Genomic DNA, 25,671 nt, shown 5'->3' with positions numbered 1-25,671 from the left:
AAACAACGAGCGATGACGCTTGAATAATACGCCATGTTTCTTTAAGATTAGAATGATACTAAATTAGTAACGCTCGTGTTCTGAATCGTCAGTCACGAAATGAATAGATGGAGGGATTCTAACATGAAGGCTTCACACTTGAAGATTGAAGATCTACACGTCGCGATCGACGGCAAGGAAATCTTGAAAGGCGTCAACTTGGAAATCAAAGGCGGGGAAATCCACGCGGTCATGGGACCAAACGGGACAGGTAAATCAACACTCGCATCAGCATTGATGGGTCACCCATCGTACGAAGTGACATCTGGTTCAGTCACACTCGACGGCGAAGACGTTCTCGACATGGAAGTCGATGAACGCGCACAAGCTGGTATGTTCCTCGCAATGCAGTACCCAAGCGAAATCAGTGGTGTCACGAACTCAGACTTCCTTCGTTCAGCGATCAACTCGCGTCGTGAAGAAGGCGATGAAATCTCACTCATGAAATTCATCCGTGAACTTGATTCACAAATGGGACTTCTCGAGATGCCTTCAGAAATGGCACACCGTTACCTCAACGAAGGTTTCTCTGGTGGAGAAAAGAAACGTAACGAAATTCTTCAGATGATGATGCTTAAACCAGCAATCGCGATTCTCGATGAAATCGATTCAGGTCTTGATATCGATGCATTGAAAGTCGTCGCAAAAGGTGTCAACGAAATGCGTTCACCTGAATTCGGCTGCTTGATCATCACGCACTATCAACGTCTCTTGAACTATATCGAGCCAGACTTCATCCACATCATGATGGGCGGAAAAATCGTCATGTCTGGTGGTAAAGAACTCGCACACCGTCTCGAAGCAGAAGGTTATGACTGGGTTAAAAAAGAACTCGGCATCGAAGACGTCGAAATCGAAACAAAAGCGTAAGACGAGGGAGGAAGCATGATGACTGTAGAACTGAATCTTGCAGTAAATCGCGAGGCAGTGGCAGAACGTGCGACTCGCTTAGGGGAACCATCTTGGATGGTCGCAAAGCGTCAAGACGCGCTTGATCTTGCCCCAACGCTCGCATTGCCAAAAGTAGAAAAAATCAAGATCGAAGGCTGGAACTTCACAGAAGGTACGACGGAACTTGAAACCGTCACTGGTCTTTCTTCAGATATCGAAGCATTGATCGGCGAAAACCGTGATCACATGCTCGTCACGCGTAACGGACAACTCGTCCACGCGCAAAACAGTGAAGCGGCGAACGGCGTCATCTTCACGACGCTCGAAGACGCATTAAAACAACACCCGGAACTCGTCGAGAAGTACTTCATGACTGAAGGTGTTCAAGTCAACGAAGATCGTCTTGCGGCATTAAACGCAGCACTTCGTAACAGCGGTACGTTCCTTTATGTACCAAAAGGCGTCAAGCTGTCTGTACCGATGCAAGCAATCTACACGCTTGAGCAATCAGGCGCTGCCCTTTACCATCACGCAATCATCGTCGCAGATGCTGACAGCGAATTGACGTATATCGAAAACTTCGTCTCTTACGGTGACGAAGCGCATAACGTCAACGTCGTCACAGAAGTATTCGTCGAAGACAACGCAAAAGTTCTCTTTGGTGGTGTAGATACACTATCTAAGGGTGCCATCACGTATATGAACCGTCGCGGTGTCGTCAAACAAGGCGCGAAGCTCGAATGGGCACTCGGTCACATGAATGACGGTCACACGGTTACAGAAACAAAAACACACCTCGTCGGAAACGATTCGTTCTCAGATACGAAAGCCGTTACGGTCGGTCGTGGAGAGCAAAAACAAAACTTCAACGTCCGTACGGACCATTTCGGTAAAGGATCAGAAGGTTTCATCTTAATCCACGGTGTCCAAAAAGACGCAGCAACATCGATCTTCAACGGAACGTCGATGATCCATCACGGCGCTTCGAAATCAAACGGCGTTCAAACGGAACGTGTCCTCATGTTGTCTGAAAAGGCACGTGGTGATGCGAACCCAATCCTCTTGATCGATGAGGATGACGTCATGGCAGGACACGCGGCATCTGTCGGTCGTGTCGATGAACTACAACTCTACTACTTGATGAGCCGTGGCCTTTCACGGAAGGAAGCAGAACGCCTCGTCGTTCACGGATTCCTCCAGCCGGTCGTCTCGGAACTTGCGATTGACTCGGTGAAAGAACGTCTCGTTCAAGTCATCGAAGGGAAAGTAAACTAATATGGGAATCGATGCATCCATCCGCAATCAGTTTCCGATCCTCGACCAACAGGTCAACGACCGGAAACTCGTCTATCTCGATAGTGCGGCCTCTTCGCAGAAGCCGCTCGTCGTCATCAATGCGATTGACGACTACTATAAGACGATTCATTCGAATGTGCACCGTGGCGTCCATACGCTCGGAACACGAGCGACGGATGCGTACGAAGGTGCGCGTGAGAACGTTCGTCGTTTCATCCAGGCGCAACACCATGAAGAAATTATCTTTACCCGCGGCACGACGACGGCGATCAACATCGTCGCGTCAAGCTACGGTATGGAGCATGTCGAAGAAGGCGACGAAATCGTCGTCACGTACCTCGAACACCATGCGAATCTCATTCCGTGGCAACAAGTCGCTAAACGCAAAAAAGCGAAGTTGAAATACGTTGATTTGACAGCGGATGGTCGCGTGACGGTCGAAGCGGTCGAAGCACAACTGTCTGACCGGACGAAAATCGTCGCGATGGCACACGTCTCGAACGTTCTCGGGACAATCAATCCGATCAAAGAAGTCGCTCGTCTTGCGCACGCTCGAGGAGCCGTCATGATCGTCGATGCCGCGCAAAGTGCACCGCATCAACGGATTAATGTCATGGATCTCGATTGTGATTTCCTCGCCTTCTCTGCACACAAGATGTGTGGTCCGACAGGCGTCGGTGTCCTTTACGGGAAAAAGGCATTACTCAATGCGATGGAACCTGTTGAGTTCGGTGGCGAAATGATTGATTACGTCGGTCTTGAAGAGTCGACGTTCAAACCGTCTCCATATCGTTTCGAAGCGGGTACACCGATCATCGCAGGCGCTGTTGGTTTATCGGCAGCGATTGATTTCTTAGAAGAGATTGGTTTAGAGAACGTCGAAGCACACGAACGTGAACTCGCGCAGTACGCGATGGCACAAATGCGTGACATCGACGGACTAACGATTTACGGTCCGGAAGAACGCGTTGGACTCGTCACGTTCAATCTCGGTGATGTCCATGCACATGACGTCGCAACCGTCCTTGATATGCAGGGAATCGCGGTTCGCGCCGGTCATCACTGTGCACAGCCCCTGATGCGTTGGCTCGGAGCGAGCTCGACGGCTCGCGCTAGCTTCTATCTCTACAACACGAAAGAAGAGGTTGACGCACTCGTGACAGGACTTCGCCAAACGAAGGAGTATTTCAGTCATGGATTTTAACAATCTCGATCACTTGTATCGTCAAGTGATCATGGATCATTATAAAACTCCCCGAAATCGCGGTGCGATCGAGGGGGGCGTCACGATCGACATGAACAATCCGACGTGCGGCGATACGATTCGTCTCCAGCTCGCGATTGAAGACGATGTCGTCCGTGATGCGAAATTTGACGGGGAGGGCTGCTCGATCAGCATGGCGTCTGCTTCAATGATGACGCAACTCGTCAAAGGTAAGACTATCGATGAAGCCTTACGACTCGCGGATATCTTTTCGGACATGGTCCAAGGAAAAGACTATGACGACGAATCGTTCGACCTCGGGGACGTCGAGGCACTCTCGGGTGTCACGAAATTCCCGGCACGCATCAAATGTGCGACACTTGCCTGGAAGGCGCTCGAACGCGGCGTAGAAGAAGGGAAGTAAACTTCGGTCACAAGCAAGTAAGAGGAGGAAATGAACATGGCAAAGAACATGCCGGAAATTGGCGATTATAAATATGGTTTCCACGATCGCGATATCTCGATCTTCCGTTCTGGACGTGGCTTGACGACTGAAGTCGTCGAAACGATCTCGAAAATGAAGGAAGAACCACAATGGATGCTTGATTTCCGTTTGAAATCACTCAAGATCTTCAACGAACAAGCAATGCCAGCGTGGGGTGGCGATCTCTCAGAATTGAACTTCGACGATATCACGTACTACGTCAAGCCGTCTGAACGTGCAGAGAAATCGTGGGATGAAGTACCAGAAGAAATCAAACGTACGTTTGATAAGCTCGGTATCCCAGAAGCAGAGCAAAAATACTTGGCAGGTGTTTCGGCTCAGTACGAGTCAGAAGTTGTCTACCACAACATGAAGGAAGACCTCGAAGAAATCGGTGTCGTCTTCAAAGATACAGATACAGCCTTAAAAGAAAACGAAGATATCTTCCGTGAGTACTTCGGAAAATTAATCCCGCCAACAGACAACAAGTTCGCAGCCTTGAACACAGCGGTCTGGTCAGGTGGATCGTTCATCTACGTACCAAAAGGCGTTAAAGTCGACACGCCGCTTCAAGCCTACTTCCGGATCAACTCGGAAAACATGGGTCAATTCGAGCGGACGTTGATCATCGTTGATGACGAAGCATCGGTTCATTACGTCGAAGGATGTACAGCACCGGTCTACACGACGAACTCGCTTCACTCAGCGGTCGTTGAGATCTTCATCAACAAAAACGCTTACTGCCGTTATACAACGATCCAAAACTGGGCGAACAACGTCTACAACCTCGTTACGAAGCGTGCGATCTGTGAAGCTGGCGCAACGATGGAATGGGTCGATGGTAACATCGGTTCGAAACTGACGATGAAATACCCAGCCGTCATCCTCAAAGGTGAAGGTTCACGTGGTATGACATTGTCAATCGCAATCGCAGGTAAAGGTCAACACCAAGATGCGGGTGCGAAAATGATTCACTTGGCACCGAACACATCGTCGACGATCGTCTCGAAGTCGATCTCAAAACACGGTGGTAAAGTCACGTACCGCGGTATCGTTCACTTCGGACGTAAAGCGACAGGTGCACGTTCGAACATCGAATGTGATACGCTCATCATGGATAACCAATCGACGTCGGATACGATTCCGTACAACGAAATCCTCAACGATAACATTTCGCTCGAGCACGAAGCGAAAGTCTCGAAGGTCTCGGAAGAGCAATTGTTCTACCTCATGAGCCGCGGGATCTCACAAGAGGAAGCAACGGAAATGATCGTCATGGGCTTCATCGAGCCGTTCACAAAAGAACTTCCAATGGAATATGCGGTCGAAATGAACCGTCTCATCAAGTTCGAGATGGAAGGTTCAATCGGATAATTCGTCTTACTCTCTCATCTGCGGATGAGGGAGTTTTTTCATGGTTGGAGGAAAACGGGTATAGGAGGGAAAAAGGAGGGGTTACTATGCGTGACATCGTTTATTCCTTTCAAGTCTCACTTGACGGTTATATCGAGGATGCGTCAGGCAGCATCGATTTCGCTTCACCGGATGCGGAACTGCATCAATACTTTAATGATTATGAGAGAGCGTTCGATACCCATGTCTATGGACGTCGTTTGTATGAAATGATGCAGTACTGGGAGACAGCGGATCAAGAAGACGAGCCGATCATCGTTGAGTATGCGAAAACGTGGCAGGCGCTTGAGAAGATCGTATTCTCGCGAACGCTCGACGCTGTCGAAGGAAAAGCGCGTCTAGCGACCACGTCGCTTGCCGAGGAACTTCAAGCACTAAAAGCCTTACCTGGCAAACAGATTGCGATCGGTGGGGCAACGCTTGCTGCTGAAGCGATTGAGCTTGGACTCGTCGACTGTTATCATGTCGTGATTTACCCGGTTCTCCTCGGAGGTGGAAAACGAATGTTTCCAGTATTTGATCAACCGCAACACTTAAAAATGATCAAAACACAACGCTTCGAATCAGGATGTATCATACTTGAATATGAACGTTTAAATTGAAGCATTGAAGAAGAAATCCCGGATTCTGCTATGCTATGATGAATAGGCAGAATAGAACACGCGAGGGGGAAGAGAGCATGATATATATCGGTGTCACGGGCTGGGGAGATCATGATAGTCTCTACTTGACCCCGCAAGATCGAAAAGAAAAACTAGCTGCCTATGCTGGGCATTTTCCAGCAGTTGAGGTCGACTCGACATTCTATGCGATTCAACCGGAACGAAACTACGAAAAATGGACATCTGAGACACCGGACGGGTTCCGCTTCATCGTTAAGGTCCACCGCGCGATGAGTGGGCACGACCGGGAAAATAAAAATCCGCTCGGACCAATTTTTGAACAATATATCGCGTCGATCGAACCGATGCGTAAGAGTGGAAAAATTGCGGCAATCCTTGTCCAACTTCCACCATGGTTCGATGTCAGTAAATTGCATTTGGAATACTTGCAAACGATCCGAAAATCGCTTGCTGGACTGCCAGTCGCGATCGAATTCCGAAATCCATCGTGGTATTCGGAAGCTTATCGTGAGCGGACGCTCCGTTTTTTGAAGGAACATCAGTTCATCCATACGATTTGCGATGAACCGCAGACCGAAGATGGTTCGGTGCCGTTCGTACCGGTCGTGACGCAGGAGACGGCATTCATTCGATTACATGGACGAAACAAGGCCGGTTGGTTAAAGAAACCCGGTCAAAGCAGCGAAGATTGGCGAAAAGTCCGCTGTCTCTATCGGTATTCGGAAGACGAGCTACAAGAACTCGCAAGTCACGTCCGCGACGTTGCAGCGGAAGCAAAAGATGTCTATGTTTTCTTCAATAACAACTCAGCAGGAGATGCTGCCCCGAATGCGAAACGATTAATCGAGATTCTCGATCTCGACTATGAACTCGCGCCGCGACAAATCTCTTTGTTCTAAATCATCAAGGGGGGCTTCTGCATGAAGTTACACATCATTCACTATAATGATTTGCACTCACACTTCGATATGTGGCCTCGCTACATGTCCTTCGTCAAGGAACACCGGACGTACGATTCGCTCGTTTTTGATCTCGGCGATCATGCGGACCGTGTGGATCCAGCGACGGAAGCAACAAAAGGAAAGATCAATACGCATCTACTGAATGCGTTGATGCCAACCGCCGTGACGATCGGGAACAATGAAGGCATCACGTTTCCACATGACTGGTTAGCGAATCTCTACACGGAAGCGGACTTTCCGGTCCTCGTCTCGAATTTAGAAGCACCGTTTGCCAAACAAGGGGTTATTCACGAATTACCGACCGGCAAAGTCGGCGTCTTTGGTCTGACGGCACCGTATGTTGAACTATACGGTTTACTCGGTTGGACGATCGAAGAACCGTTTGACGTCGCAGCGCGTGAAATCGAGCGGTTGCGTCAAGAAGTCGACGTCTTGATTTGTTTAAGTCATCTCGGTTTCTATCAAGACGAAGAACTCGCAATGCGTTTTCCGGAACTTGATTTGATCATCGGTGCGCATACGCACCATGTCCTTGATGACGGTGTCGTCAAGAACGGTGTCTTGATCACCCAAGCGGGAAAACATGGACAATATGCAGGTGAGATCTACATGAATACGGATACGGGTGAGAAGGATGCGGTCCTTCACTCCTTGCACGATTACGCCGAGGATGAAGCGACGGCAAAATTGCTCGACCGGGAACAGTATCTTGCGGAACAACAGATGAAGGAGCCGATTGGCGAGACATCGGGTCTAGCCAATGACTGGTTCAGCGAGTCGCCATTCTCACAATTGCTTGTCGAGACGATGCGCGACTGGTGTGATGCGGATATCGCTTGTGTCCCGGCAGGCATTCTGCTTGGGTCACTTCCACCAGGTCCTGTCTCTGCCTTTGATTTACATCGACTCTGCCCGCACCCGATCAATCCCTGTAAGGTGACGATGACCGGTGTGGAAGTCCAAACTTTCCTCGACGAAGTCAAAACAGATCAGTTCGAACAACTAAAGGTTCGTGGTCTCGGTTTCCGTGGTAAGTTGATGGGGCGGATGCATTATGCTGGTTTGGCGGAACATCAACCGCTTGAGCCAACGCGAAACTATACGGTCGTCTTGCCGGATATGTTCACGTTCGGTCCACTCTTCCCAGCGATCAAAGAAATGCCAAAAGAATACTTCATGCCGGAATTGTTACGGGATTTATTGTTTGAACGCTTATCGGAGAAGTCGGAATATAATGAATTGCCTGTTCGCAAACCCTGATTGTTTGTTATACTAAAGCAGATATTAATTGACTTTTTGGGGATGAAGGGGGAAGCGAAACCATGGGACGCGGAGAAATCCAACGTAAACCGGAATGGTTGAAAATCAAGCTGAATACGAATGAAACCTACACAGAATTAAAAAGTATGATGCGCGAGAAAAAGCTACATACTGTCTGTGAGGAAGCAAAGTGTCCGAATATCCACGAGTGTTGGGCGGTACGCCGGACGGCGACGTTCATGATTCTCGGAAGTATCTGTACACGTGCGTGCCGTTTTTGCGCCGTGACGACAGGACGTCCGAACGAACTCGATCTCGAAGAACCAAAACGTGTCGCGGAATCCGTTCGTTTGATGAACCTGAAGCACGCGGTCATCACAGCGGTCGCTCGTGATGATCTGAATGATTTCGGAGCAGGCGTTTACGCTGAGACGGTTCGTGAAGTTCGTCGGATGAACCCGGAGACATCAATCGAAGTCTTACCTTCAGACATGGGTGGGAATTTCGAAGCTCTGAAAACATTGATTGACGCACAACCAGACATCATGAACCATAACATCGAGACGGTTCGCCGTCTGACACCAACTGTTCGTGCAAAAGCCACATACGACCGGACGCTTGAATTCCTTCGTCGTTCGAAGGAGCTCGCACCTGAAATTCCAACGAAGTCGAGCTTGATGCTTGGTCTTGGTGAGACATGGGAAGAGATTCTCGAAACGATGGATGATCTTCGCGCAAACAACGTCGACATCATGACGATCGGTCAGTATCTCCAACCGACGAAAAAGCACCTCGACGTCATAAAGTACTATACACCGCAAGAATTCGCTGAACTGAAACAGATTGCGCTTGGTAAAGGCTTCTCACACTGTGAAGCTGGTCCACTCGTTCGTTCATCGTATCATGCAGATGAGCAAGTCAACGCAGCGAAAAAGAATAAAACAGCACTTCCGATCGACTAACGATCAACGACCGTTCGAGCAGCTGACTCGGACGGTTTTTCGTCTGTCAGGAGAAATGGAATATGCTATGATAAGAACAGCAGGAGGTGGGAATAATGATACAAGTCAATCGGGAACGTTATGAAGTCGTCGAAGAGAAACGGGAAGGCTTTAATGAAGAAGCCTTCATCGGTCGTTTCAGCGATGTCCTTGAGAAATATGATTATATCGTGGGCGACTGGGGGCACGGTCAATTACGACTACGTGGCTTCTATGAGGATCAACACGAGAAAGCGACATTCGATACGAAGATTTCGCATGTGGCGGATTATCTCTACGAATACTGTAACTTCGGATGTGCCTATTTCATCGTCAAGAAGGTCGGATTGGTAGAAGGAGAAGAAGCACCACCTCGCTTCGACGGTTCTTCATCCAATACGTTGAAGTTGAAACGGAAGTTCGCACCTGCACCAGACAAGACGGAAGGCGAGTAATCAAACTGTCATACAGAAAAGCGTTTCTAGTGGAAGAAATTCGGCTATTACTATAAGTATCACGTACCTATAGGGGGAACTATCCATGCGAATCGTTGGAATTTACTCATCCGTACCAGAAGTCGTCAGTGCCGTGCACGATCTCCGTGTTGCGGGTGTCGTCTCGACTGATTTAAAAGTCTTAGCGCACGACAAATACGATCTCGAACAAATCGAGGAATTGGCGGATCTAAACAACCAACAGACATCCACGCGTCTGTCGCAGGAAGATCATCGTAATCTATGGCAGGAAATCAAGAGTATCTTCAAAAAAGATGAATCGGTCTCTCATGGAGATGCCATCCACGGAAATGGCTTGACGAAGGAAGACGTCGATCGTGCGAATCATGCAGTCGAAAGTGGTCAGTTCGTGTTACTTGTCGGTGATGAAGCGGATCAGCATTCAGAGCGCCGCGCTCATGACGAGTCAGATAATACGAATGTCTTCAGCGGACCGAACACACTAAATGAACGAAACGATCGTCTCTTATAAGACAAAAAAGCCTTCGTCCCGCGACGAAGGCTTTTTTCATAGACCGATATAAGCGCGAAGATACATTTCGAGTTCCGTTGCCGCATCGTCTTCGACGTCAAACGCCGTTGCGATGTAGCCGGGTTCATCGAAATCATCAGCGCCGATGATTGCATACCGATTCGATAAGAGATTCAAGACGAGAATCTTACCGTAAAAATGTTCCGAATGCGTGATGGCGAGATCAAAGCGACTTGCTTCCCCAATCCAACTGACGAAGCGTGTCTTCGTTTGTTCGACATCATCGTATAAAAAATCACGTTCTTCCATCATTCAGCTTCCCTCATTTCCCTAACGTCTGTTTCAGATTAAAGGGTTTGGGGGACTTTTTGCAAGTATGGTTTACGCGATAAGCTATGCTCGGCGATCACTTTTCGGATTGTCCGTGTTTTCGAACGCATGACGAGAGATGTCGTTTCAACGATATCATCCGTCAAGAACTTCACGCCATCGAGCATTTCGCCTGTCGTGACGCCTGTTGCTGCGAAGATGCAGTCGTCGCTTTTGATCAGGTCGTCGAGCGTTAAGAGTTGAAGTGGATCTTCAAGTCCCATCCGGATGACGCGAGCTGTTTCTTCTTCATTCATCGGATGTAAACGTGCCTGCATATCGCCACCCATCGCTTTGACGGCAGCAGCCGTGATGACACCTTCAGGCGCACCGCCTGTTCCGATGAAGATATCGATTCCTGTCGCAGGAGAAAGTGGTGCGATTCCAGCTGAGACATCACCGTCTTCAAACAGACGGACGCGTGCGCCCATCCGCATGGCTGATTCGCGGAAGTGATCGTGACGCGGGCGATCCTGCATGATGACCGTGACGTCCTCGATCCGTTTATTGTTGTATTGAGCTGCTTTTTCGATGATGACTTCAAGCGGGTCGTCGAGTGAGACGTGCCCTTTCAAGTTCGGTCCGACTGTTAATTTATCCATATACATATCGGGTGCGTGGAGCAGGGCGCCTTGATCGGCGACGGCGATGACGACCATCGCATTACCGAGACCTTTGGCAACGATGTTCGTTCCTTCGAGCGGATCCACGGCGATATCAACGATTGGACCGTTCGCTGTTCCGACACGTTCGCCGATGAAGAGCATCGGTGCTTCGTCGAGCTCGCCTTCACCGATGACGACCGTTCCGTTCATGTTGACCGTGTTCAAGACTTCGCGCATCGCAGTCGTTGCTGCGTCATCCGCTTCATTTTTCTTACCGCGACCAATCCATTGAGCAGAAGCTAGTGCTGCTGCTTCCGTAGCGCGTACGATTTCCAGTGCGAGTTCCCGTTCCATGTATATAACCTCCACGTCACCAATGTGACATACTATTTTCAGCAAAAATCTAAATTGAGGATAACACATTTGGGAATGTGATGCAAATGACCTTTCTGCTTTTCAGGATTGCCGGATAACGATAAAATGGAGGATGTGAGGGGGAATGAAGATGTATTTCGTCAATCGTCAAAAAATCGAAGAGACGGTCGTCTGTTATGAGACGGCACTTCGACAAAGTAAGGAAGTTACGGGGGATCCGGTGACGACGGCACTGGCTATGGAACGGATCGGTTTTTTAGTCATCGAAAGTGTCATCGATATCGGAAACAGTATGATTGATGGATTCATCATGCGGGATCCGGGAAGTTATGAAGATATCATTCTCATTTTAGAAGATGAGAAGGTCATCGATGGACCGCTCGCGACGAGTCTGAAGAAGCTCGTTGCGTTACGTACGTTGATCGTCCGGTCATTCACACAGTCGAGTATGGCGGAGATTCGGGCGGTACTTGAGACAGAGGAAGCAGAACTACGTCGTTTCCCGGAAGCGATTCGCCGGTATATCGAAACAGAACTCGGACCGGTGTCTGCATTTTTACCAAACGAGGAGTGAGTCAGGATGAAGGCAAAAGGCTATTTATTTGATTTAGATGGAACGATGTATAACGGAACGGAACCGGTAAAAGAAGCGGTCGATTTCGTCAATCGTCTGCAAGCAGAAGGCATTCCGTATTTGTTCGTGACGAATAACGCATCGATGACGGCAGAAGCTGTGGCGGAGAAACTACGCGGGATGGGTGTTCATTCCGATGCGAAACACGTTTTGACGAGTGCGATGGCGACTGGTCGTTATATTGCTGACCTGTCACCAAAAGCGCGCGTCTATGCGATCGGAGAAACAGGACTGATCGACGCGCTTGAACGAGAAGGGTTAGACGTCGTCGCAACCGAAGCGGCAGATTACGTCGTTATTGGACTCGATCGTCAAATCACGTACGAAAAACTCGCTGTTGGTGCACTTGCGATTCGCGCCGGTGCCCGGTTTATTTCAACGAACGGTGATATCGCGATTCCGACCGAACGTGGTTTTCTGCCAGGTAATGGTGCCTTGACGTCCGTCCTGCGCGTGACGACGGAGAAGGAACCGTTCTTCATCGGTAAACCAGAACCAGTCATGGTCGATATCGCGACAGAAATGATTGGTCTGTCAAAAGAAGACGTCATCATGGTCGGAGACAACTACCATACGGACATTCTTTTCGGGATCAATGGAGGTATCCGGACGATGCACGTCAATTCTGGCGTCCATACACCAGTCTTCATTCAAGGGCAGGATCGTCAACCGACATACATGGTCGATACGTTAGCTGAATGGATTCTATGAATCAAAAAATCCCGAACGAGAATTCGTTCGGGATTTCATGTATTAGAAGACTTGTTCGACTTCGACGACGCCAGCGACTTCTTCAAGAAGGGCACGTTCGATACCGGCCTTCAATGTGATTGTTGAACTTGGGCAGCTACCACAAGCTCCCATCAAACGGAGTTTTACGATTCCGTCTTCTACATCTACGAGTTCAACGTCTCCTCCATCACGAAGAAGGAACGGACGCAATTTTTCAAGAACTTCATTCACTTGATCAAACATTTCCATGCGTAAACACATCCTTTCGTATAGTTTCATTGTAACAGGGTTGAAAAATGTTCTCAATCTGGAAAACTTGTATACTAAAGAGGAGTGAATTGAAAAGGGGGACTTCAAGATGGAAATCACGGTTTACGGAACAGCGGTCACCTGTCCGAGTTGTGTCGGGGCACCTAGCTCGGAAGAGACATTCAGTTGGCTACAAGCCGTCCTCGGGCGGAAATATGAGCAAGCGATGACGCTTCGCTATGTTGATTTCGAGACAGCAACATCAGATCAATGGACGGAAGCGCTGAAAGAGGATGTTTATTTTTATCCACTGATCGTGCTCGATGATGAGATGATTGATGAGGGGTACGTCAAACTCAAGACGATCACAGCGGCAATCGATGCGAAGCTGAATCAGACGGGATGAACGAAAAAGAGGTATCCCAAAGCTTGGGACACCTCTTTTGCTCATTTAATCTTTTTGTGTTTCCATAAGACACCGGACTTCAAGAGACGTGGGACTTTCCCCGTCAGTGCTTGTTTGCCCATGACGATTCCGAAACCATCTGATTTTCCGAGTGAACCGAGTATCCCGCGCAGTTTAATTTCTGGCAGCTTCGGTAATTTCTTTCCTTGCCACTTGGCTTGTAAGACATCGACGACTTGTTCTGCCTGATGTTCTGCGAGTTGACCACTTGGTGCATACGGTAGACTTGCACAATCACCGATGACGAAGACGTTATCGTATTCCGGTACGTGATGATGTTCCGTCAATTTGATCCGACCGCCACTGTCCGCAGCAAAGCCGAGATCGCGTACAACTTTAACCGGCTGCGTACCAGCTGTCCAAATCGTTAAGTCGGATGGATACGTATCGTCGCCGTTTCGCACATCGTCCGCTGTGACGAGCGTGACATTCGAGTTGTTGATGACTTCAACGTCATGTTCCTCGAACCATTCCTGAACGTAAGACGAGACTTTATCGGATAAGAACGACAAGACGGATGGACCGCGGTCGAACAGACGAATCGTTAAATCCTTCCGGCTCTCATGCAGTTCACTGGCGAGTTCGACACCAGATAGACCAGCACCGACGATCGAGACAACGGATTCCGGTGACAGACCATAAATCGCTTGTTGTGTCTTCCGTGATTCTTCTAGTGTCTGGATGCTGTATGTAAATTCTTGAGCACCCGGAATGTTGTGGTATTTATCCTCGCAACCGAGGGCGATGATTAAGTCATCATAGAATAATTCTGATCCGTCCTGCAGATGGACCGTATTCGTCTCTGGTGAGATTTTGATGACATGTCCATATTTATAGGTAAGATGTTTCCCCTCCGGAAATTCAATCCGGACATCCCGATCTGATAATGTACCTGCTGCGAGTGCGTAGTATTCCGTTTTGAGTGCGTGGTACGGTAGACGGTCGACGAGCGTGACGGCAACTTCCTCGTCCTTGAATCGCTCACAAATCCGCATTCCACCATAACCTCCGCCGAGTACGACCAATTGCTTCATAACGTAAAATCCCCCTTAGTTCCCCTAAATCAGTCTGACCTTGTATAATACGACATGAGGCAGGTCGTTTCCTGCTTGAAGGAGGAAAAAAAGTGAATCCGATTATTGAATTTTGTATTAGTAACTTAGCGGCTGGTACACAGGTCGTCATGGAGCAACTTGAACGTGACCCGAATGTTGACGTCGTCGAATACGGTTGCCTCGGTTATTGCGGGATTTGTTCGCTTGACCATTTTTGTCTCGTAGATGGTGAGACGGTCGTAGGCGAGACGCCGGAAGAGTTGCTTGAAAAGATTTACCTGAAAATCGAAGAGAATGAGCTGTGAGCATGGACAGCCAAAAAATCCCCTCGTTCGTCTGAACGAGGGGATTCGTGTCCGTCAGCGGGCGCAGCTTTTCGGATCAGGCAGATTGTTGACGGCGCATCATCCATGGGCGTAGTTTCAAGAACAGTGGAATGAAGAGTGCCGAGATGAACAACGCCTTGATGACGTTAAACGGTAAGATACCGGCTGTGATCGCTGTCCATTTGACAGCTGGATCCGCCATGTAGTCCATACCGAGGAACCATGCATACGCTGGAAGGATCAAGATATAGTTGAGGATCGCAAGACCGAGTGCCATCGTGATCGTACCAGCGACGAGACCAGTTGCGAGACCTTGTGTTGATTTCTTTTTGTGGTAGAACCAGCTGACAGGAAGCACGAATGCGACACCAGCAGCGAAGTTCGCGAATTCTCCGACCGGAACACCACTTCCGCGGAAGATGTAGTATAGCACGTTCTTCAATGCTTCGACGATGACACCTGCGACCGGTGAGAACATGATCGCTGCGACGAGAGCAGGAACATCACTGAAGTCAATCTTCAGATAGTTCGGTAAGAACGGTAGTGGAAAATTGATAAGCATAAGAACAAATGAGATTGAACCTAACATTGACAGAGTGACCATTTTTTGTGTGCGTTTCATACGAGTATTGTCTCCTTTTGCTCGTTCCTCTCGATGAAGTATTGGCATGACTGCGTCCATAAAGAAACCCCTATTGATGAGATCAACAGGGGAGAAGTCCGCATTAAATAAACCTAATCGATTGTTGCAAAAATCGATCAAATTCAAACTCATGCCGCCATCTTCTCCCATCCAGACTGTACTGTCGGCTCCTGAATTACACAGAATCAGCAAATAGCGCCCTATTCGCTCGCGGGCTTCAACTCAAGAAGAGTTGTTTACCGCCGGTCGGGAATTTCACCCTGCCCTGAAGATGGAACGATTATTTTGTTGTACATACCATTTATACAACGAATTCAAGATAGTTTCAAGCAACTAGGTTTCGATTCGCTCAGAAGTTGCGTATACTAAAGAAAAGGAAGGTGATGACATGATCCATTTAACGGAGGCAGCAGCGCTACAAGTCCAGGACATGATGGCGCAGGCACCAGCAGATGAACGGAATCTTCGGATGCTCGTCCAAGGTGGTGGATGTAGTGGTCTGTCGTACGGAATGGGATTCGACCAACAGAAAGAAACGGATCTCGTTTTCGAACAGCACGGCGTGACCGTCATCGTGGACGAAAAAGATTATCCGGTCGTCAAAGGACTGGAAATCGATTATAAACAGTCGATGCTCGGCGGCGGATTCACGATCACGAATCCGAATGCCATCGCAACATGCGGTTGCGGGACTTCGTTCCGGACGGCAACGAATGCCGGGACACCGGGTGGCTGTTAATGAATCCAATCGTGGACATCGTCCACGATTTTTTTATTGTCCGCATACAGGAGACCTGTTCCGTTGACTCGAAATATTAAGAGAGTGAATGCTACTACGAACAGGGAGGGCTTCAGGATGAGAAAAGTATTGATTTTCGGGGGAACGCGCTATTTCGGACGCCGGCTTGCAATTCGCTTAGCCGATTCGGGGGATGACGTGACAATCGTCACACGCGGTGAGCATACGCCACCAGTCGCGAAGGGCTTGACATTTTTCAAAGGAGACCGGACGTCAAGTAGTACGATGAAGGATTTAAGCCAACAGCACTGGGATGTCATCTATGACAACATTTGCTTCACGCCGTATCAAGCCAAACTTGCGATTGACGCGTTTGAAGGGAAAGTCGGGCGCTACGTGTTGACGTCGACGATGTCTGTCTATGAAGACGGTGGTGCGAATATTTCGGAACGCGCCTACAATCCGTTTCCCGGGAAATATGATCTTGAGAAGGAACATGGGTATGGCGAAGGGAAACGCCAAGCGGAGAGTTATTTCTTCCAACGTGCGACCTTCCCTGTCGTTGCCATTCGTTTTCCTGTTGTCCTCGGACCAGACGATTATACGGAACGACTTGTCTTCCATATCAAACGCGCGCTTGACGGTCGTCCGATTATCGCTGAAAACAACTATGCGAAGATGGGCTACATCTCAAGTTACGAAGCCGCTGCCTTTCTTGAGTGGTGTGGTCGTTCGGAATTGACAGGACCGATCAACGCTGCGAGTGACGGCGTCCTATCGATTCAAGACCTGATGGATAAAATCGACCGTATTGCGGGAACGACGAGCCAAATCGTCACAAAAGGAGAGGATGAATCGCCACTTGCGCCAGAACGCGATTTCTATATGGATACGACAGCTGCGAAAGAAGCGGGCTATCTGTTTCAACATATCGATGACTGGCTCGATCGTTTGATTGAAGAGGAGGTGCGCAATCACCAATGATGCAGTTGATGAAACCAACTCTTGCGTGGGAAACGGAGTACCGCGCCTTTTTAGAAGACTGGCGAGAGTCAGGCGAAACGATCGTACCGGAAGCGGTCGGGGATACGTATGAACCGCTCGCTACCTATTTCGCGGAGCTTAAAGAAATGGAAACGAGAGTCAGAGAAGGTCTTGTCACGCATTCGACGTACTGGATGGTTGATGGACAACGAATTGTCGGTGCACTGAACTTCCGGCATGATTTGACGGAGAACTTGAAGTTGTACGGCGGACATATCGGATACGGGATCCGACCATCCGAGCGTCAGAAAGGGTATGCGACGACAGGTCTTCAGCTTGCGCTTGAAGAAGCGCGTCAGCGTGGACTTGATCAAGTGCTATTGACGTGTGGTGTTGATAATCTCGCATCACGTCGTGTCATCTTAGCGAACGGCGGACAGGAAATCGAACCAACTGTTCGCAATGGACGCGAGACACGTCGCTTCATTATCCCGTTATGAGAATTCGTGAAGCACGTCTTGAAGATGCGTCGACCATTGCGCGCGTTCATATCGATGCCTGGCGGGAGACGTATCAAGGGATCATCCCTGATTCTTATTTAGCACAGTTGTCTTACGAGAAACGGACGAAACAATGGGAGCAGGCGTTAATCGATCAGCGTGTGTATGTTGTGGAGTTAGAAGACGAAGTCGTTGGCTTTGCGCAAGGTGGACCAAATCGAAGGGATGCGCGTGAAGGAGAACTCTACGCGATTTATGTTTTGCGAGCTTCTCAAGGGCAGGGGCTCGGGAAGGCATTGTTTCAACGTATCATCGAGGACTTGGCGGAATACGAGGCAATGCAGGTTTCTGTCTTGCGGGATAATCCGGCGTGCCAGTTTTACGAACGATTCGGTGGTCAGGTCTTCAAAGAATCGATGATTGAGCGTGGTGGAGTGGAACTCGTGAAACGGGTTTATCGGATGCCTATCCAACTAAGAACGAGATAGACTGATGAATACATTGCGAGAGCTACGAACAAATAAAGAACCTTCCAGAAGCTGTGAACTGCCCCATAAAAGTTGGACATAAAATCCAACTTTTATGGGGTGTTTTTTATGGTCAAATATACAAAGGCGTTTAAAGTCCAAGTCGCTGAGCGTTATCTAACAGGACGAGACGGATACCGAGGTGTGGCGAAAGAATTCGGGATAGCGCATAACCTGGTCCGTGAGTGGTCACGTCTCTATGAGCGTTGGGGGGAAACGATCTTCGATCCTTCCTATACAACACACTCGCTGGCATTTAAACTGGAGGTATTAAACGACATGGCGACCAATAAGCTGTCCAATAGAGAGACGGCCGTAAAATACCGAATTTCCTCCCCGGGGATGATCTCGAGATGGCGATCGACGTATGATCGGGAAGGGACCGCAGGTCTGGTCGCCAGACCGAAAGGACGTGCCCCGATGGCGAGACGCAAGAAGAAGGAATTTGAAGAGATGACAGAAGTCGAGAAGCTCAAAGAGCGGATCGAGTATCTCGAGATGGAGAACGCTGCGTTAAAAAAATTGAAAGCCTTGGTTCAAGAAGAGAATGCGCGACGAACCGGATCAAGGCACAAGTAATCGATGAATTGCGATCAATCTATCCCGTTCCGGGACTCCTCCGCGTGCTCGGTATGGCACGAAGCGTTTATTACTATTGGCGGACGCGCCTGACGGGCGAAGACAAGTATGCGGAAGTGAAGGCGGCCATCCATACCCTCTTCCACGAACACGAAGGACGATGTGGCTATCGTCGCATCCACGCACTTCTCGAACGCCAGGGCTTCCGGCACGATCCGAAGACCGTGCGCCGTCTCATGAACGAACTCGGTCTCAAATGTCTCGTCCGCATGAAGCGATACCGCTCCTATAAAGGACGGGTCGGAAAGGTCGCACCGAATCTTCTTCAACGTGACTTCAAGGCCACCGGTCTGAACCAGAAATGGGTGACTGACGTCACTGAATTTCACCTGTTCGGAGAGAAGCTCTACCTTTCTCCGATGATGGACTTGGGAAACCGTGAGATCATCGCCTATACCCTATCGGACCGTCCTACATATCGATTCGTTGGCGAAATGTTAGATCAGGCAATCGGGAAGCTCGACGGAGAGGCGCGCCCAATCCTTCATTCCGATCAAGGGTGGCATTATCAATACAGAGCGTTCACTGGTACGCTCCACGAGCACGGCATTACGCAAAGCATGTCCCGTAAGGGCAACTGTCTCGACAACGCAGCCATCGAAAGCTTCTTCGCCGTGCTCAAGTCAGAGCTCCTGTATCTCAAGGAGTTCGATGACATGGACCACTTCAAATGTGAGCTCGAGCGTTACATCGAGTACTATAACCATCGTCGTATCAAGAGACGACTAAAAAACCTGAGCCCGGTTGAATACCGGACTCAGGTCCTCAAGGTCGCCTGACAAATTATTTATTGTCTAACTTTTTTGGTTCAGTTCAGCTGATCTGGAAGGTTCTTTATTATTCATGATACGGGCGAAATCATATATTCTCGACTCCTACAGGAAAAAGAAGCATGTTATGTGCTTCCGTCAGGGATAGATAAGACCCGGAAAGCCGCACGGAGTGCGGGATACCTCGGCTTATCTCCCGCCTGAGGAAAGCGAGAATATTGGATCGGTCCGTAAAGATGGACTGTCAAGTGACTGATCAAGAATGATTCGTTACTTTTTCGAACAGACTCGTCGAGTGTTGCGGGTGACGAGCAGATGGATCAACAAGAAGTTTCGCTTGGTTAACGGCGATTGGTGCTTCACCGAAGCCCGTTGCGATCAGTTTGACGCGTCCTTCGTAAGTTGCGATATCACCACAAGCGAAGACGCCCGGAATCGCAGTCTCCATCTTCGAATTGACACGAATCGAATTGCGTTCGAATTCGACTTCCCATTCTTTGAGCGGTCCGAGTGACGAGACGAAGCCGAAGTTACAGACGACGTCGTCCGCAGCGACGACGACGACTTCACCACTTTCAGCATGTTTGAACGTCAGCGTCTCGATGTGCGACTCACCTGTAACTGATTCAAGTGTATACGGCGTCATGACGTTGACGGACGAATCGTGTAACAATTCGACCGAATGTTCATGGGCACGGAACTTATCACGACGGTGGACGAGCGTGACGGATTTTGCGATCGGCTCAAGCATCAATGACCAGTCAACTGCTGAGTCACCGCCACCAAGTAAGACGACTTGGCGATCCTTGAAACGTTCCATATCGTTGACGAAATAGTGTAAGTTCGTTTCTTCGAAGCGTTCTGCGTCAGCGACGCCGAGTGGACGTGCCGCGAACGAGCCGTTTCCTGCCGTCAAGATGACGGTCTTCGTATAATGCTCGCCTTTGTTCGTGACGAGGCGGATGATCCCATCATCCATCCGTTCATAAGCGATGACGGTCTCACCGAGTACATAGGTCGGATCGAATTCGTTCGCTTGTTCAAGCAACCGATCAACCAGTTCCTGAGCTTTTACTTTCGGAAAACCGGCAATATCGTATATATATTTTTCAGGATAAAGCGTAGCGAGTTGACCACCTAATTGAGGTAGACTCTCGATGACCTTCGTCTTCATCTGGCGCATCCCTGAATAAAACGCGGTGAACAGTCCGACCGGACCGCCGCCGATGATCGTGACATCATATGGTTGGTGCATCTGATTCCCTCCTAGCGTTGGATAGGTCCATTATATAGGAAGTAGGGGGTGAAGGTGCAAGTACGGAACATCTCACATTTTTTTAAGGGAAATTACATTTTTCTTTTGCAATCATTCCTGAAAAGTGTTTCAATAGGCTTATAGACATGTGAACATTATTTGAACAAAATTTTTGAGCATTCGTCTGTAATTGAATGTGAAGAAAATCACAACAAAACTACGATTCGTAAGGAGTATCAGAACATGAACACACCTAACATTGTTATTCTTGGAGCGGGCTACGGTGGATTGATCACAGCAGTCAACCTTCAAAAGAAACTCGGCGTCGATCAAGCGAACATCACGTTGATTAATAAACACGACTATCATTACCAAACAACTTGGTTGCATGAACCAGCTGCAGGTACGATGTCTGCGGAGCAAGCACGCATCTACATCAATGATGTCATCAACCCGTCACGCGTCAAACTTGTCAAAGGTATCGTTGAGAAAGTCGACACGGCTGCTAAAACGGTTCTCTTACAAGATGGCGGAACAGTTCCTTACGATTACGTCGTCGTTGCTCTCGGTGGCGTTCCTGAAACATTCGGTATCAAAGGATTGAAGGAACACGCTCTGACGATCAGCTCGTTGAACAGCGCCCGTAAAATCAAGGAACATATCGATTACTCATTCGCACAGTACAAAACAACAGGATCACAAGATCGTTCACTCTTGACGATCGTTGTTGGTGGTGCTGGATTCACAGGAATCGAGTTCATGGGTGAGCTCGTCAACCGTATTCCAGAACTGTGCAAACAATATGATATCCCACGCGAACTCGTTCGTGTCGTTAACATCGAGGCAGCACCGACAGTCCTTCCAGGATTCGATGCTGATCTCGTCAACTACGCACACAAATGGCTTGAGCGCCAAGGCGTCGAGTTCAAACTCGGTAACGGCATCAAGGAATGTGGACCAGGAAGCGTCACGTTCGGTCCGCTTCAAGGCGACACGACTGAGACGATTGAAGCGAACACGATCATCTGGACTGGTGGCGTCAGCGGTAACCCTGTCGTTGCAGCATCTGGTTTCGAAGCGATGCGTAACCGTGTCGTCGTCGAAGAAGATCTTCGTGTTCCAGGACACGATAACGTCTTCATGATCGGTGACTGTTCAGCAGTCATGGATCCAAGTTCGAACCGTCCGTACCCACCGACTGCACAAATCGCGACACAACAAGCACACAAAGTCGCTGAGAACATCGCAGCACTCATCGCGGGTCGTCAAACATCGACGTTCACGTACGAGAACAAAGGAACGGTTGCTTCACTTGGTCATAAAGATGGTATCGGCATGGTCTTCGGCAAGAAGATTTACGGTCGTAACGCATCGTTCATGAAAAAAGTCATCGACAACAAACACTTCTTTGAACTGAAAAAACTTGGTCTTGCGATCAAAAAAGGGAAGTTCTAAGTTCACGTTTTAGGCAAATGTACACTCGTGCATTTGCCTTTTTTGTCGGTTATACTAGAAGAGATTCAAAGGGGGAACAGTATGCATATCATTCAAGCCGTGATCGGGAGTGTGCTTTATCTCGTCATGTTCTTTAGTATCGGATTCATCTTAAACATGTTGTTGCGGAGTACATGGGTGATGCTCGTACTCTATCCGATCATCCTCATCATGATGATCGACAACCAATCGACGCTCGAATACTTCACGAATGCTCGTGAAGCGATTCCGAATCTTGGGGACCGGATTGCTGGACTGCAGGCAGCGGATATCACGATGTTCGCAGCTGGGTTTGCTGGAATCATCATCGCCGGTCTATCGATTCGCTTCTTGCGTAAGAGCGGTTACCAAATGTTTTAAAGTCTACTTGAGTAAGTAGGCTTTTTTCGTGCTTGAAAAACCGTTATAATAAAAACAATGTCTTTAAATAAATGTGTAAGAGCAGATTGGGTTGAGAGCGAATGGATAAACAAATGTACCACGTTATCAAGGTATTGAATAATAATGTCGTCATTTGTTCAACTGGTGCGAATCAGGAAGTCATTATCCTCGCGAAAGGGATTGGCTTCGGTCGGAAGCCAGGCGATCAACTGACAGATCTCGACAAGTTGGAAAAAGTCTACACGTTGAAGGATAAAGAAGAACAGGATCAATATAAGGCGCTCGTCGGTCACCTCGATGAAAATTTCATCGCGTTGATGAATGAAATCGTTTCAATGATCGAGACACGGTTCGGGAAAAAAGTCGATGAACATATCCATATCGGATTAACGGATCATTTGACGTTTACGTTCAAACGACTGGAACAAGGAATGGAAGTCACCAATCCGTTTCTTGCCGAAACGGAAGCCTTGTATCCGGAAGAGTACGCACTTGCAGAAGAAATCGTCGAGTTCATCAGTGCCGAGATGAATTTTTACCTGCCTCCAGCCGAGACAGGGTTCATCGCACTTCATATTCATTCTGCGACGAACTTCAAAGACGTACTTGAAGTTAACCGCCATCATCAGCTCGTCGGTTTAATTGCTAGTCATATCGAACAGCGACTGGAGATTAAAATCGACCGAAAATCGCTTGATTACAAGCGTCTGATTCGGCACCTTCGTTCAGCGATTGAAAGGGTTTCCAATGGGGAGTATCTAGAGGCTCCAGAAAAAGTAGAAAAGCTATTGCGTGAAGAATATCCGCTATGCTATGATACTGCTTGGGAGCTGATGTCCATCATGGAACGTCAGTTGAAGAAAGCGGTACCGCGCGGTGAGGCGACGTATCTTACGATGCATCTGCAACGCTTAGTGCAGTACGATTCAGGTAAATGACCGCACGGACTACGTGTTACTGATACGATCAGGCATGAGTGGGATGTCGGGCAAGAAGCTTTATTTCCGTTATGCAACGGGATAAGTCTATTGTCTACAATCCGCTCGTGCCTGATTTTTTTCTGTAAAAAATCGGTCAGATGTCTGACTTTTTTCGTCTCAATCATTGGCATTATTCATCATACTTCGCTCTTAACAGGAAAAGGAGGAAACACACATGTTCAAACAGATTTTTGCTGTTCTTCAACGTGTCGGTAAAGCGTTGATGCTTCCTGTAGCGATTTTGCCAGCTGCCGGTATCCTACTCGGATTCGGTAACGCGATGCAAAATCCGAACTTGACGTCAAAACTCGAGTTCTTAAAAAATGATGCAATCATCAAGGTTGCAAAATTGATGGAAGCAGCCGGGGATATCATCTTCGGTAACTTAGCACTCTTATTCGCGGTCGGTGTCGCGATTGGTCTTGCAGGGGACGGCGCAGCCGGACTTGCGGCAATCGTCGGATTCTTGATCATGAACAAAACAATGAGCGTTTGGCTCGGCGTTACACCAGAAATGGTTGCTAACGGTCAAGGGTATGCAAACGTACTCGGTATCCCAACACTTCAAACTGGGGTATTCGGTGGTATCATCATCGGTCTGATTGCAGCTTGGGCGTACGGGAAGTACCATAATCTCGAATTGCCGCAGTTCCTCGGATTCTTTGCTGGTAAACGTTTCGTTCCAATCGTCACTGCTGTCGTTTCATTGTTCGCAGGTCTTGTACTTGTATTCGTTTGGCCGTTCGCACAGGACGGATTGAACACATTCTCCCACTTCATGATGGAGAAAAACCCAACACTCGCAGCATTCGTCTTCGGTCTCATCGAACGTTCGTTGATTCCATTCGGTCTTCACCACATCTTCTATGCACCATTCTGGTTCGAATTCGGTTCGTACACGAATGCAGCAGGTGATGTCGTTCGTGGTGACCAAGCGATCTTCTTCGCTCAATTGAAAGATAACGTTGAATTAACTGCTGGTACATTCATGACTGGTAAATTCCCGTTCATGATGTTCGGTCTTCCAGCAGCAGCTCTTGCTATGTACCACGAAGCTCGTCCTGAGCGCCGTGCAGTCGTTGGTGGTCTTCTTGGATCAGCAGCACTTACAGCATTCTTGACAGGTATCACAGAGCCAATCGAATTCGCGTTCTTGTTCGTTGCTCCAATCTTGTTCGCAGTTCACGCAGTCTTCGCAGGTCTCTCGTTCATGACGATGCAATTGTTGAACGTTAAGATCGGTATGACATTCTCTGGTGGTTTGATTGACTTCCTTCTCTTCGGTGTTCTTCCAGGACGCACGCAGTGGTGGCTCGTCATCGTCGTCGGTCTTGCACTCTCTGTCATCTACTATGTTGGATTCCGTTTCGCAATCCGCAAGTTCAACCTGAAAACTCCAGGTCGTGAAGATGCAGCGCAAGAGACTTCATCTGCTCAAGGTTCTGAACTCGCTGAAGGTATCCTTGATGCACTCGGTTCAGAGTCGAACATCAAACACTTGGATGCATGTATCACACGTCTTCGTGTCGAAGTTCTCGACAAATCGAAAGTCAACAAAGATGAGTTGAAAAAATTAGGTGCTGCTGGTGTCCTTGAAGTTGGTAACAACGTTCAAGCGATCTACGGACCGAAATCAGACAACATCAAGTCTGAAATCCAAGCCGTCATCGCATCACGTAAACAAGAAAAAACAGTCTAAAGTTTTTAGAGTGAGTCCTTCTGCGGAAGGGCTCATTTTTTTTGGAAAAATCTTTTAGAATCGTTTTGCGCTAGAATATTTTAGGGTATGAACTAAGTAGTTTGTTTAAA

30 protein-coding genes and 1 riboswitch are annotated in these 25,671 nt (G+C 48.5%); of the genes, 24 read left to right on the top strand and 6 right to left on the bottom strand.

Annotation, left to right across the window (positions count from 1 at the left end; all coding sequences use genetic code 11):
* The first annotated feature begins 123 nt into the window (after positions 1–123).
* The 11 genes from sufC (at position 124) to MKY22_RS12420 (ending at position 10,139) form a co-directional block, all read left to right on the top strand.
* Positions 124–909, top strand: coding sequence for a Fe-S cluster assembly ATPase SufC (gene sufC, locus MKY22_RS12470; protein ID WP_023469158.1), 786 nt, complete (start codon positions 124–126; stop codon positions 907–909).
* Between the two features lie 18 nt (positions 910–927).
* A complete protein-coding gene (sufD, locus tag MKY22_RS12465) occupies positions 928–2,205 on the top strand; it encodes a Fe-S cluster assembly protein SufD (protein ID WP_214727859.1) in 1,278 nt (425 codons plus the stop codon).
* A 1-nt stretch (position 2,206) separates the two neighbouring features.
* Positions 2,207–3,430: a cysteine desulfurase gene (locus MKY22_RS12460; protein WP_313122661.1), complete on the top strand. Its 1,224-nt coding sequence runs from the start codon at positions 2,207–2,209 to the stop codon at positions 3,428–3,430.
* Positions 3,420–3,854 (top strand): Fe-S cluster assembly sulfur transfer protein SufU, encoded by a 435-nt coding sequence (sufU, locus tag MKY22_RS12455; RefSeq protein WP_035406013.1) that lies wholly within the window; start codon positions 3,420–3,422, stop codon positions 3,852–3,854. Before MKY22_RS12460 ends, sufU begins: the two co-directional genes overlap by 11 nt.
* A gap of 36 nt (positions 3,855–3,890) precedes the next feature.
* A complete protein-coding gene (gene sufB, locus MKY22_RS12450) occupies positions 3,891–5,288 on the top strand; it encodes a Fe-S cluster assembly protein SufB (RefSeq protein ID WP_023469154.1) in 1,398 nt (465 codons plus the stop codon).
* A gap of 86 nt (positions 5,289–5,374) precedes the next feature.
* Entirely contained in the window at positions 5,375–5,929 is a 555-nt protein-coding gene (locus MKY22_RS12445; RefSeq protein ID WP_214852615.1) for a dihydrofolate reductase family protein, read from the top strand.
* A gap of 77 nt (positions 5,930–6,006) precedes the next feature.
* Positions 6,007–6,849 carry a DUF72 domain-containing protein gene (locus MKY22_RS12440; protein ID WP_341088975.1) on the top strand — a complete coding sequence of 281 codons (843 nt, stop codon included), beginning with the start codon at positions 6,007–6,009 and terminating at the stop codon, positions 6,847–6,849.
* A 21-nt stretch (positions 6,850–6,870) separates the two neighbouring features.
* The gene (locus MKY22_RS12435; RefSeq protein WP_290779050.1) at positions 6,871–8,172 is read left to right on the top strand and encodes a bifunctional metallophosphatase/5'-nucleotidase; all 1,302 of its coding nucleotides are present in this window, start codon (positions 6,871–6,873) and stop codon (positions 8,170–8,172) included.
* A 62-nt stretch (positions 8,173–8,234) separates the two neighbouring features.
* The gene (lipA, locus tag MKY22_RS12430) at positions 8,235–9,134 is read left to right on the top strand and encodes a lipoyl synthase (RefSeq protein WP_035406024.1); all 900 of its coding nucleotides are present in this window, start codon (positions 8,235–8,237) and stop codon (positions 9,132–9,134) included.
* 95 nt (positions 9,135–9,229) lie between these two features.
* Positions 9,230–9,607: a YutD family protein gene (locus MKY22_RS12425; protein ID WP_056062847.1), complete on the top strand. Its 378-nt coding sequence runs from the start codon at positions 9,230–9,232 to the stop codon at positions 9,605–9,607.
* 85 nt (positions 9,608–9,692) lie between these two features.
* Positions 9,693–10,139 carry a general stress protein gene (locus tag MKY22_RS12420; RefSeq protein WP_290779054.1) on the top strand — a complete coding sequence of 149 codons (447 nt, stop codon included), beginning with the start codon at positions 9,693–9,695 and terminating at the stop codon, positions 10,137–10,139.
* A 36-nt stretch (positions 10,140–10,175) separates the two neighbouring features.
* Here MKY22_RS12420 and MKY22_RS12415 read toward each other — a convergent pair whose 3' ends face one another.
* Both MKY22_RS12415 and glpX read right to left on the bottom strand, forming a co-directional pair.
* The gene (locus MKY22_RS12415; protein WP_023469147.1) at positions 10,176–10,451 is read right to left on the bottom strand and encodes a DUF3055 domain-containing protein; all 276 of its coding nucleotides are present in this window, start codon (positions 10,449–10,451) and stop codon (positions 10,176–10,178) included.
* 35 nt (positions 10,452–10,486) lie between these two features.
* Positions 10,487–11,467: a class II fructose-bisphosphatase gene (glpX, locus tag MKY22_RS12410; protein WP_214852626.1), complete on the bottom strand. Its 981-nt coding sequence runs from the start codon at positions 11,465–11,467 to the stop codon at positions 10,487–10,489.
* Positions 11,468–11,618: 151 nt separating this feature from the next.
* Here glpX and MKY22_RS12405 point away from each other — a divergent pair, with 151 nt between their 5' ends.
* Positions 11,619–12,062, top strand: coding sequence for a DUF86 domain-containing protein (locus tag MKY22_RS12405; RefSeq protein WP_023469145.1), 444 nt, complete (start codon positions 11,619–11,621; stop codon positions 12,060–12,062).
* A 6-nt stretch (positions 12,063–12,068) separates the two neighbouring features.
* A complete protein-coding gene (locus MKY22_RS12400) occupies positions 12,069–12,833 on the top strand; it encodes a TIGR01457 family HAD-type hydrolase (protein WP_023469144.1) in 765 nt (254 codons plus the stop codon).
* A 42-nt stretch (positions 12,834–12,875) separates the two neighbouring features.
* On the opposite strand, the gene MKY22_RS12395 is transcribed toward MKY22_RS12400, so the two are convergent.
* The gene (locus MKY22_RS12395) at positions 12,876–13,103 is read right to left on the bottom strand and encodes a NifU family protein (RefSeq protein WP_012371190.1); all 228 of its coding nucleotides are present in this window, start codon (positions 13,101–13,103) and stop codon (positions 12,876–12,878) included.
* A gap of 109 nt (positions 13,104–13,212) precedes the next feature.
* Here MKY22_RS12395 and MKY22_RS12390 point away from each other — a divergent pair, with 109 nt between their 5' ends.
* Entirely contained in the window at positions 13,213–13,509 is a 297-nt protein-coding gene (locus MKY22_RS12390) for a DUF1462 family protein (RefSeq protein WP_290779061.1), read from the top strand.
* Positions 13,510–13,550: 41 nt separating this feature from the next.
* Here MKY22_RS12390 and MKY22_RS12385 read toward each other — a convergent pair whose 3' ends face one another.
* Positions 13,551–14,603, bottom strand: a complete 1,053-nt coding sequence (locus MKY22_RS12385; RefSeq protein WP_341088974.1) for an NAD(P)/FAD-dependent oxidoreductase — start codon at positions 14,601–14,603, stop codon at positions 13,551–13,553.
* 92 nt (positions 14,604–14,695) lie between these two features.
* Here MKY22_RS12385 and MKY22_RS12380 point away from each other — a divergent pair, with 92 nt between their 5' ends.
* The gene (locus tag MKY22_RS12380; protein ID WP_023469141.1) at positions 14,696–14,929 is read left to right on the top strand and encodes a YuzB family protein; all 234 of its coding nucleotides are present in this window, start codon (positions 14,696–14,698) and stop codon (positions 14,927–14,929) included.
* Between the two features lie 76 nt (positions 14,930–15,005).
* Here the strand turns inward: MKY22_RS12380 and MKY22_RS12375 are convergent, their stop codons facing one another.
* A complete protein-coding gene (locus tag MKY22_RS12375; RefSeq protein ID WP_029342415.1) occupies positions 15,006–15,572 on the bottom strand; it encodes an ECF transporter S component in 567 nt (188 codons plus the stop codon).
* Between the two features lie 155 nt (positions 15,573–15,727).
* Positions 15,728–15,870: riboswitch (FMN riboswitch) on the bottom strand.
* Positions 15,871–15,981: 111 nt separating this feature from the next.
* Here MKY22_RS12375 and MKY22_RS12370 point away from each other — a divergent pair.
* The 5 genes from MKY22_RS12370 (at position 15,982) to MKY22_RS12350 (ending at position 19,761) form a co-directional block, all read left to right on the top strand.
* Positions 15,982–16,332 (top strand): HesB/IscA family protein, encoded by a 351-nt coding sequence (locus MKY22_RS12370; protein WP_029342414.1) that lies wholly within the window; start codon positions 15,982–15,984, stop codon positions 16,330–16,332.
* Positions 16,333–16,449: 117 nt separating this feature from the next.
* A complete protein-coding gene (locus MKY22_RS12365; protein WP_341088973.1) occupies positions 16,450–17,316 on the top strand; it encodes an NAD-dependent epimerase/dehydratase family protein in 867 nt (288 codons plus the stop codon).
* A gap of 8 nt (positions 17,317–17,324) precedes the next feature.
* Positions 17,325–17,816 carry a GNAT family N-acetyltransferase gene (locus MKY22_RS12360; protein ID WP_341088972.1) on the top strand — a complete coding sequence of 164 codons (492 nt, stop codon included), beginning with the start codon at positions 17,325–17,327 and terminating at the stop codon, positions 17,814–17,816.
* Entirely contained in the window at positions 17,813–18,304 is a 492-nt protein-coding gene (locus MKY22_RS12355; RefSeq protein ID WP_341088971.1) for a GNAT family N-acetyltransferase, read from the top strand. The genes MKY22_RS12360 and MKY22_RS12355 overlap by 4 nt, the downstream gene beginning before the upstream one ends.
* 108 nt (positions 18,305–18,412) lie before the next feature.
* A protein-coding gene (locus MKY22_RS12350; RefSeq protein WP_445298366.1) for an IS3 family transposase occupies positions 18,413–19,761 on the top strand; the annotation gives its coding sequence in 2 pieces (ribosomal slippage) (positions 18,413–18,872 and positions 18,872–19,761; 1,350 coding nt in all).
* A 247-nt stretch (positions 19,762–20,008) separates the two neighbouring features.
* On the opposite strand, the gene MKY22_RS12345 is transcribed toward MKY22_RS12350, so the two are convergent.
* Entirely contained in the window at positions 20,009–21,007 is a 999-nt protein-coding gene (locus MKY22_RS12345) for an NAD(P)/FAD-dependent oxidoreductase (RefSeq protein WP_290779121.1), read from the bottom strand.
* Positions 21,008–21,250: 243 nt separating this feature from the next.
* On the opposite strand from MKY22_RS12345, the gene MKY22_RS12340 reads away from it, so the two are divergent.
* The 4 genes from MKY22_RS12340 to ptsG all read left to right on the top strand — a co-directional run bounded on the left by MKY22_RS12340 (position 21,251) and on the right by ptsG (position 25,561).
* Positions 21,251–22,462, top strand: a complete 1,212-nt coding sequence (locus tag MKY22_RS12340) for an NAD(P)/FAD-dependent oxidoreductase (RefSeq protein ID WP_290779124.1) — start codon at positions 21,251–21,253, stop codon at positions 22,460–22,462.
* An 81-nt stretch (positions 22,463–22,543) separates the two neighbouring features.
* Positions 22,544–22,861 carry a YuiB family protein gene (locus MKY22_RS12335; RefSeq protein WP_035406048.1) on the top strand — a complete coding sequence of 106 codons (318 nt, stop codon included), beginning with the start codon at positions 22,544–22,546 and terminating at the stop codon, positions 22,859–22,861.
* Between the two features lie 101 nt (positions 22,862–22,962).
* Entirely contained in the window at positions 22,963–23,820 is an 858-nt protein-coding gene (gene glcT / locus MKY22_RS12330) for a glucose PTS transporter transcription antiterminator GlcT (RefSeq protein WP_023469132.1), read from the top strand.
* Between the two features lie 217 nt (positions 23,821–24,037).
* Positions 24,038–25,561: a glucose-specific PTS transporter subunit IIBC gene (gene ptsG, locus MKY22_RS12325; protein ID WP_029342409.1), complete on the top strand. Its 1,524-nt coding sequence runs from the start codon at positions 24,038–24,040 to the stop codon at positions 25,559–25,561.
* The last annotated feature ends 110 nt before the right edge of the window (positions 25,562–25,671 follow it).

Source organism: Exiguobacterium sp. FSL W8-0210, assembly GCF_038006045.1.
Taxonomy (GTDB): Bacteria; Bacillota; Bacilli; order Exiguobacteriales; family Exiguobacteriaceae; genus Exiguobacterium_A.
The sequence above is the reverse complement of the archived record's forward strand: the minus strand, read 5'-3'. Positions and strand labels throughout refer to the sequence as shown.

Excerpts from the sequence above, each read along its gene's own strand:
- sufC (WP_023469158.1), top strand. The coding sequence starts at position 124 with ATGAAGGCTTCACACTTGAAGATTGAAGATCTACACGTCGCGATCGAC.
- sufD (WP_214727859.1), top strand. The coding sequence starts at position 928 with ATGACTGTAGAACTGAATCTTGCAGTAAATCGCGAGGCAGTGGCAGAA.
- MKY22_RS12460 (WP_313122661.1), top strand. The coding sequence starts at position 2,207 with ATGGGAATCGATGCATCCATCCGCAATCAGTTTCCGATCCTCGACCAA.
- sufU (WP_035406013.1), top strand. The coding sequence starts at position 3,420 with ATGGATTTTAACAATCTCGATCACTTGTATCGTCAAGTGATCATGGAT.
- sufB (WP_023469154.1), top strand. The coding sequence starts at position 3,891 with ATGGCAAAGAACATGCCGGAAATTGGCGATTATAAATATGGTTTCCAC.
- MKY22_RS12445 (WP_214852615.1), top strand. The coding sequence starts at position 5,375 with ATGCGTGACATCGTTTATTCCTTTCAAGTCTCACTTGACGGTTATATC.
- MKY22_RS12440 (WP_341088975.1), top strand. The coding sequence starts at position 6,007 with ATGATATATATCGGTGTCACGGGCTGGGGAGATCATGATAGTCTCTAC.
- MKY22_RS12435 (WP_290779050.1), top strand. The coding sequence starts at position 6,871 with ATGAAGTTACACATCATTCACTATAATGATTTGCACTCACACTTCGAT.
- lipA (WP_035406024.1), top strand. The coding sequence starts at position 8,235 with ATGGGACGCGGAGAAATCCAACGTAAACCGGAATGGTTGAAAATCAAG.
- MKY22_RS12425 (WP_056062847.1), top strand. The coding sequence starts at position 9,230 with ATGATACAAGTCAATCGGGAACGTTATGAAGTCGTCGAAGAGAAACGG.
- MKY22_RS12420 (WP_290779054.1), top strand. The coding sequence starts at position 9,693 with ATGCGAATCGTTGGAATTTACTCATCCGTACCAGAAGTCGTCAGTGCC.
- MKY22_RS12415 (WP_023469147.1), bottom strand. The coding sequence starts at position 10,451 with ATGATGGAAGAACGTGATTTTTTATACGATGATGTCGAACAAACGAAG.
- glpX (WP_214852626.1), bottom strand. The coding sequence starts at position 11,467 with ATGGAACGGGAACTCGCACTGGAAATCGTACGCGCTACGGAAGCAGCA.
- MKY22_RS12405 (WP_023469145.1), top strand. The coding sequence starts at position 11,619 with ATGTATTTCGTCAATCGTCAAAAAATCGAAGAGACGGTCGTCTGTTAT.
- MKY22_RS12400 (WP_023469144.1), top strand. The coding sequence starts at position 12,069 with ATGAAGGCAAAAGGCTATTTATTTGATTTAGATGGAACGATGTATAAC.
- MKY22_RS12395 (WP_012371190.1), bottom strand. The coding sequence starts at position 13,103 with ATGGAAATGTTTGATCAAGTGAATGAAGTTCTTGAAAAATTGCGTCCG.
- MKY22_RS12390 (WP_290779061.1), top strand. The coding sequence starts at position 13,213 with ATGGAAATCACGGTTTACGGAACAGCGGTCACCTGTCCGAGTTGTGTC.
- MKY22_RS12385 (WP_341088974.1), bottom strand. The coding sequence starts at position 14,603 with ATGAAGCAATTGGTCGTACTCGGCGGAGGTTATGGTGGAATGCGGATT.
- MKY22_RS12375 (WP_029342415.1), bottom strand. The coding sequence starts at position 15,572 with ATGAAACGCACACAAAAAATGGTCACTCTGTCAATGTTAGGTTCAATC.
- MKY22_RS12370 (WP_029342414.1), top strand. The coding sequence starts at position 15,982 with ATGATCCATTTAACGGAGGCAGCAGCGCTACAAGTCCAGGACATGATG.
- MKY22_RS12365 (WP_341088973.1), top strand. The coding sequence starts at position 16,450 with ATGAGAAAAGTATTGATTTTCGGGGGAACGCGCTATTTCGGACGCCGG.
- MKY22_RS12360 (WP_341088972.1), top strand. The coding sequence starts at position 17,325 with ATGAAACCAACTCTTGCGTGGGAAACGGAGTACCGCGCCTTTTTAGAA.
- MKY22_RS12355 (WP_341088971.1), top strand. The coding sequence starts at position 17,813 with ATGAGAATTCGTGAAGCACGTCTTGAAGATGCGTCGACCATTGCGCGC.
- MKY22_RS12345 (WP_290779121.1), bottom strand. The coding sequence starts at position 21,007 with ATGCACCAACCATATGATGTCACGATCATCGGCGGCGGTCCGGTCGGA.
- MKY22_RS12340 (WP_290779124.1), top strand. The coding sequence starts at position 21,251 with ATGAACACACCTAACATTGTTATTCTTGGAGCGGGCTACGGTGGATTG.
- MKY22_RS12335 (WP_035406048.1), top strand. The coding sequence starts at position 22,544 with ATGCATATCATTCAAGCCGTGATCGGGAGTGTGCTTTATCTCGTCATG.
- glcT (WP_023469132.1), top strand. The coding sequence starts at position 22,963 with ATGGATAAACAAATGTACCACGTTATCAAGGTATTGAATAATAATGTC.
- ptsG (WP_029342409.1), top strand. The coding sequence starts at position 24,038 with ATGTTCAAACAGATTTTTGCTGTTCTTCAACGTGTCGGTAAAGCGTTG.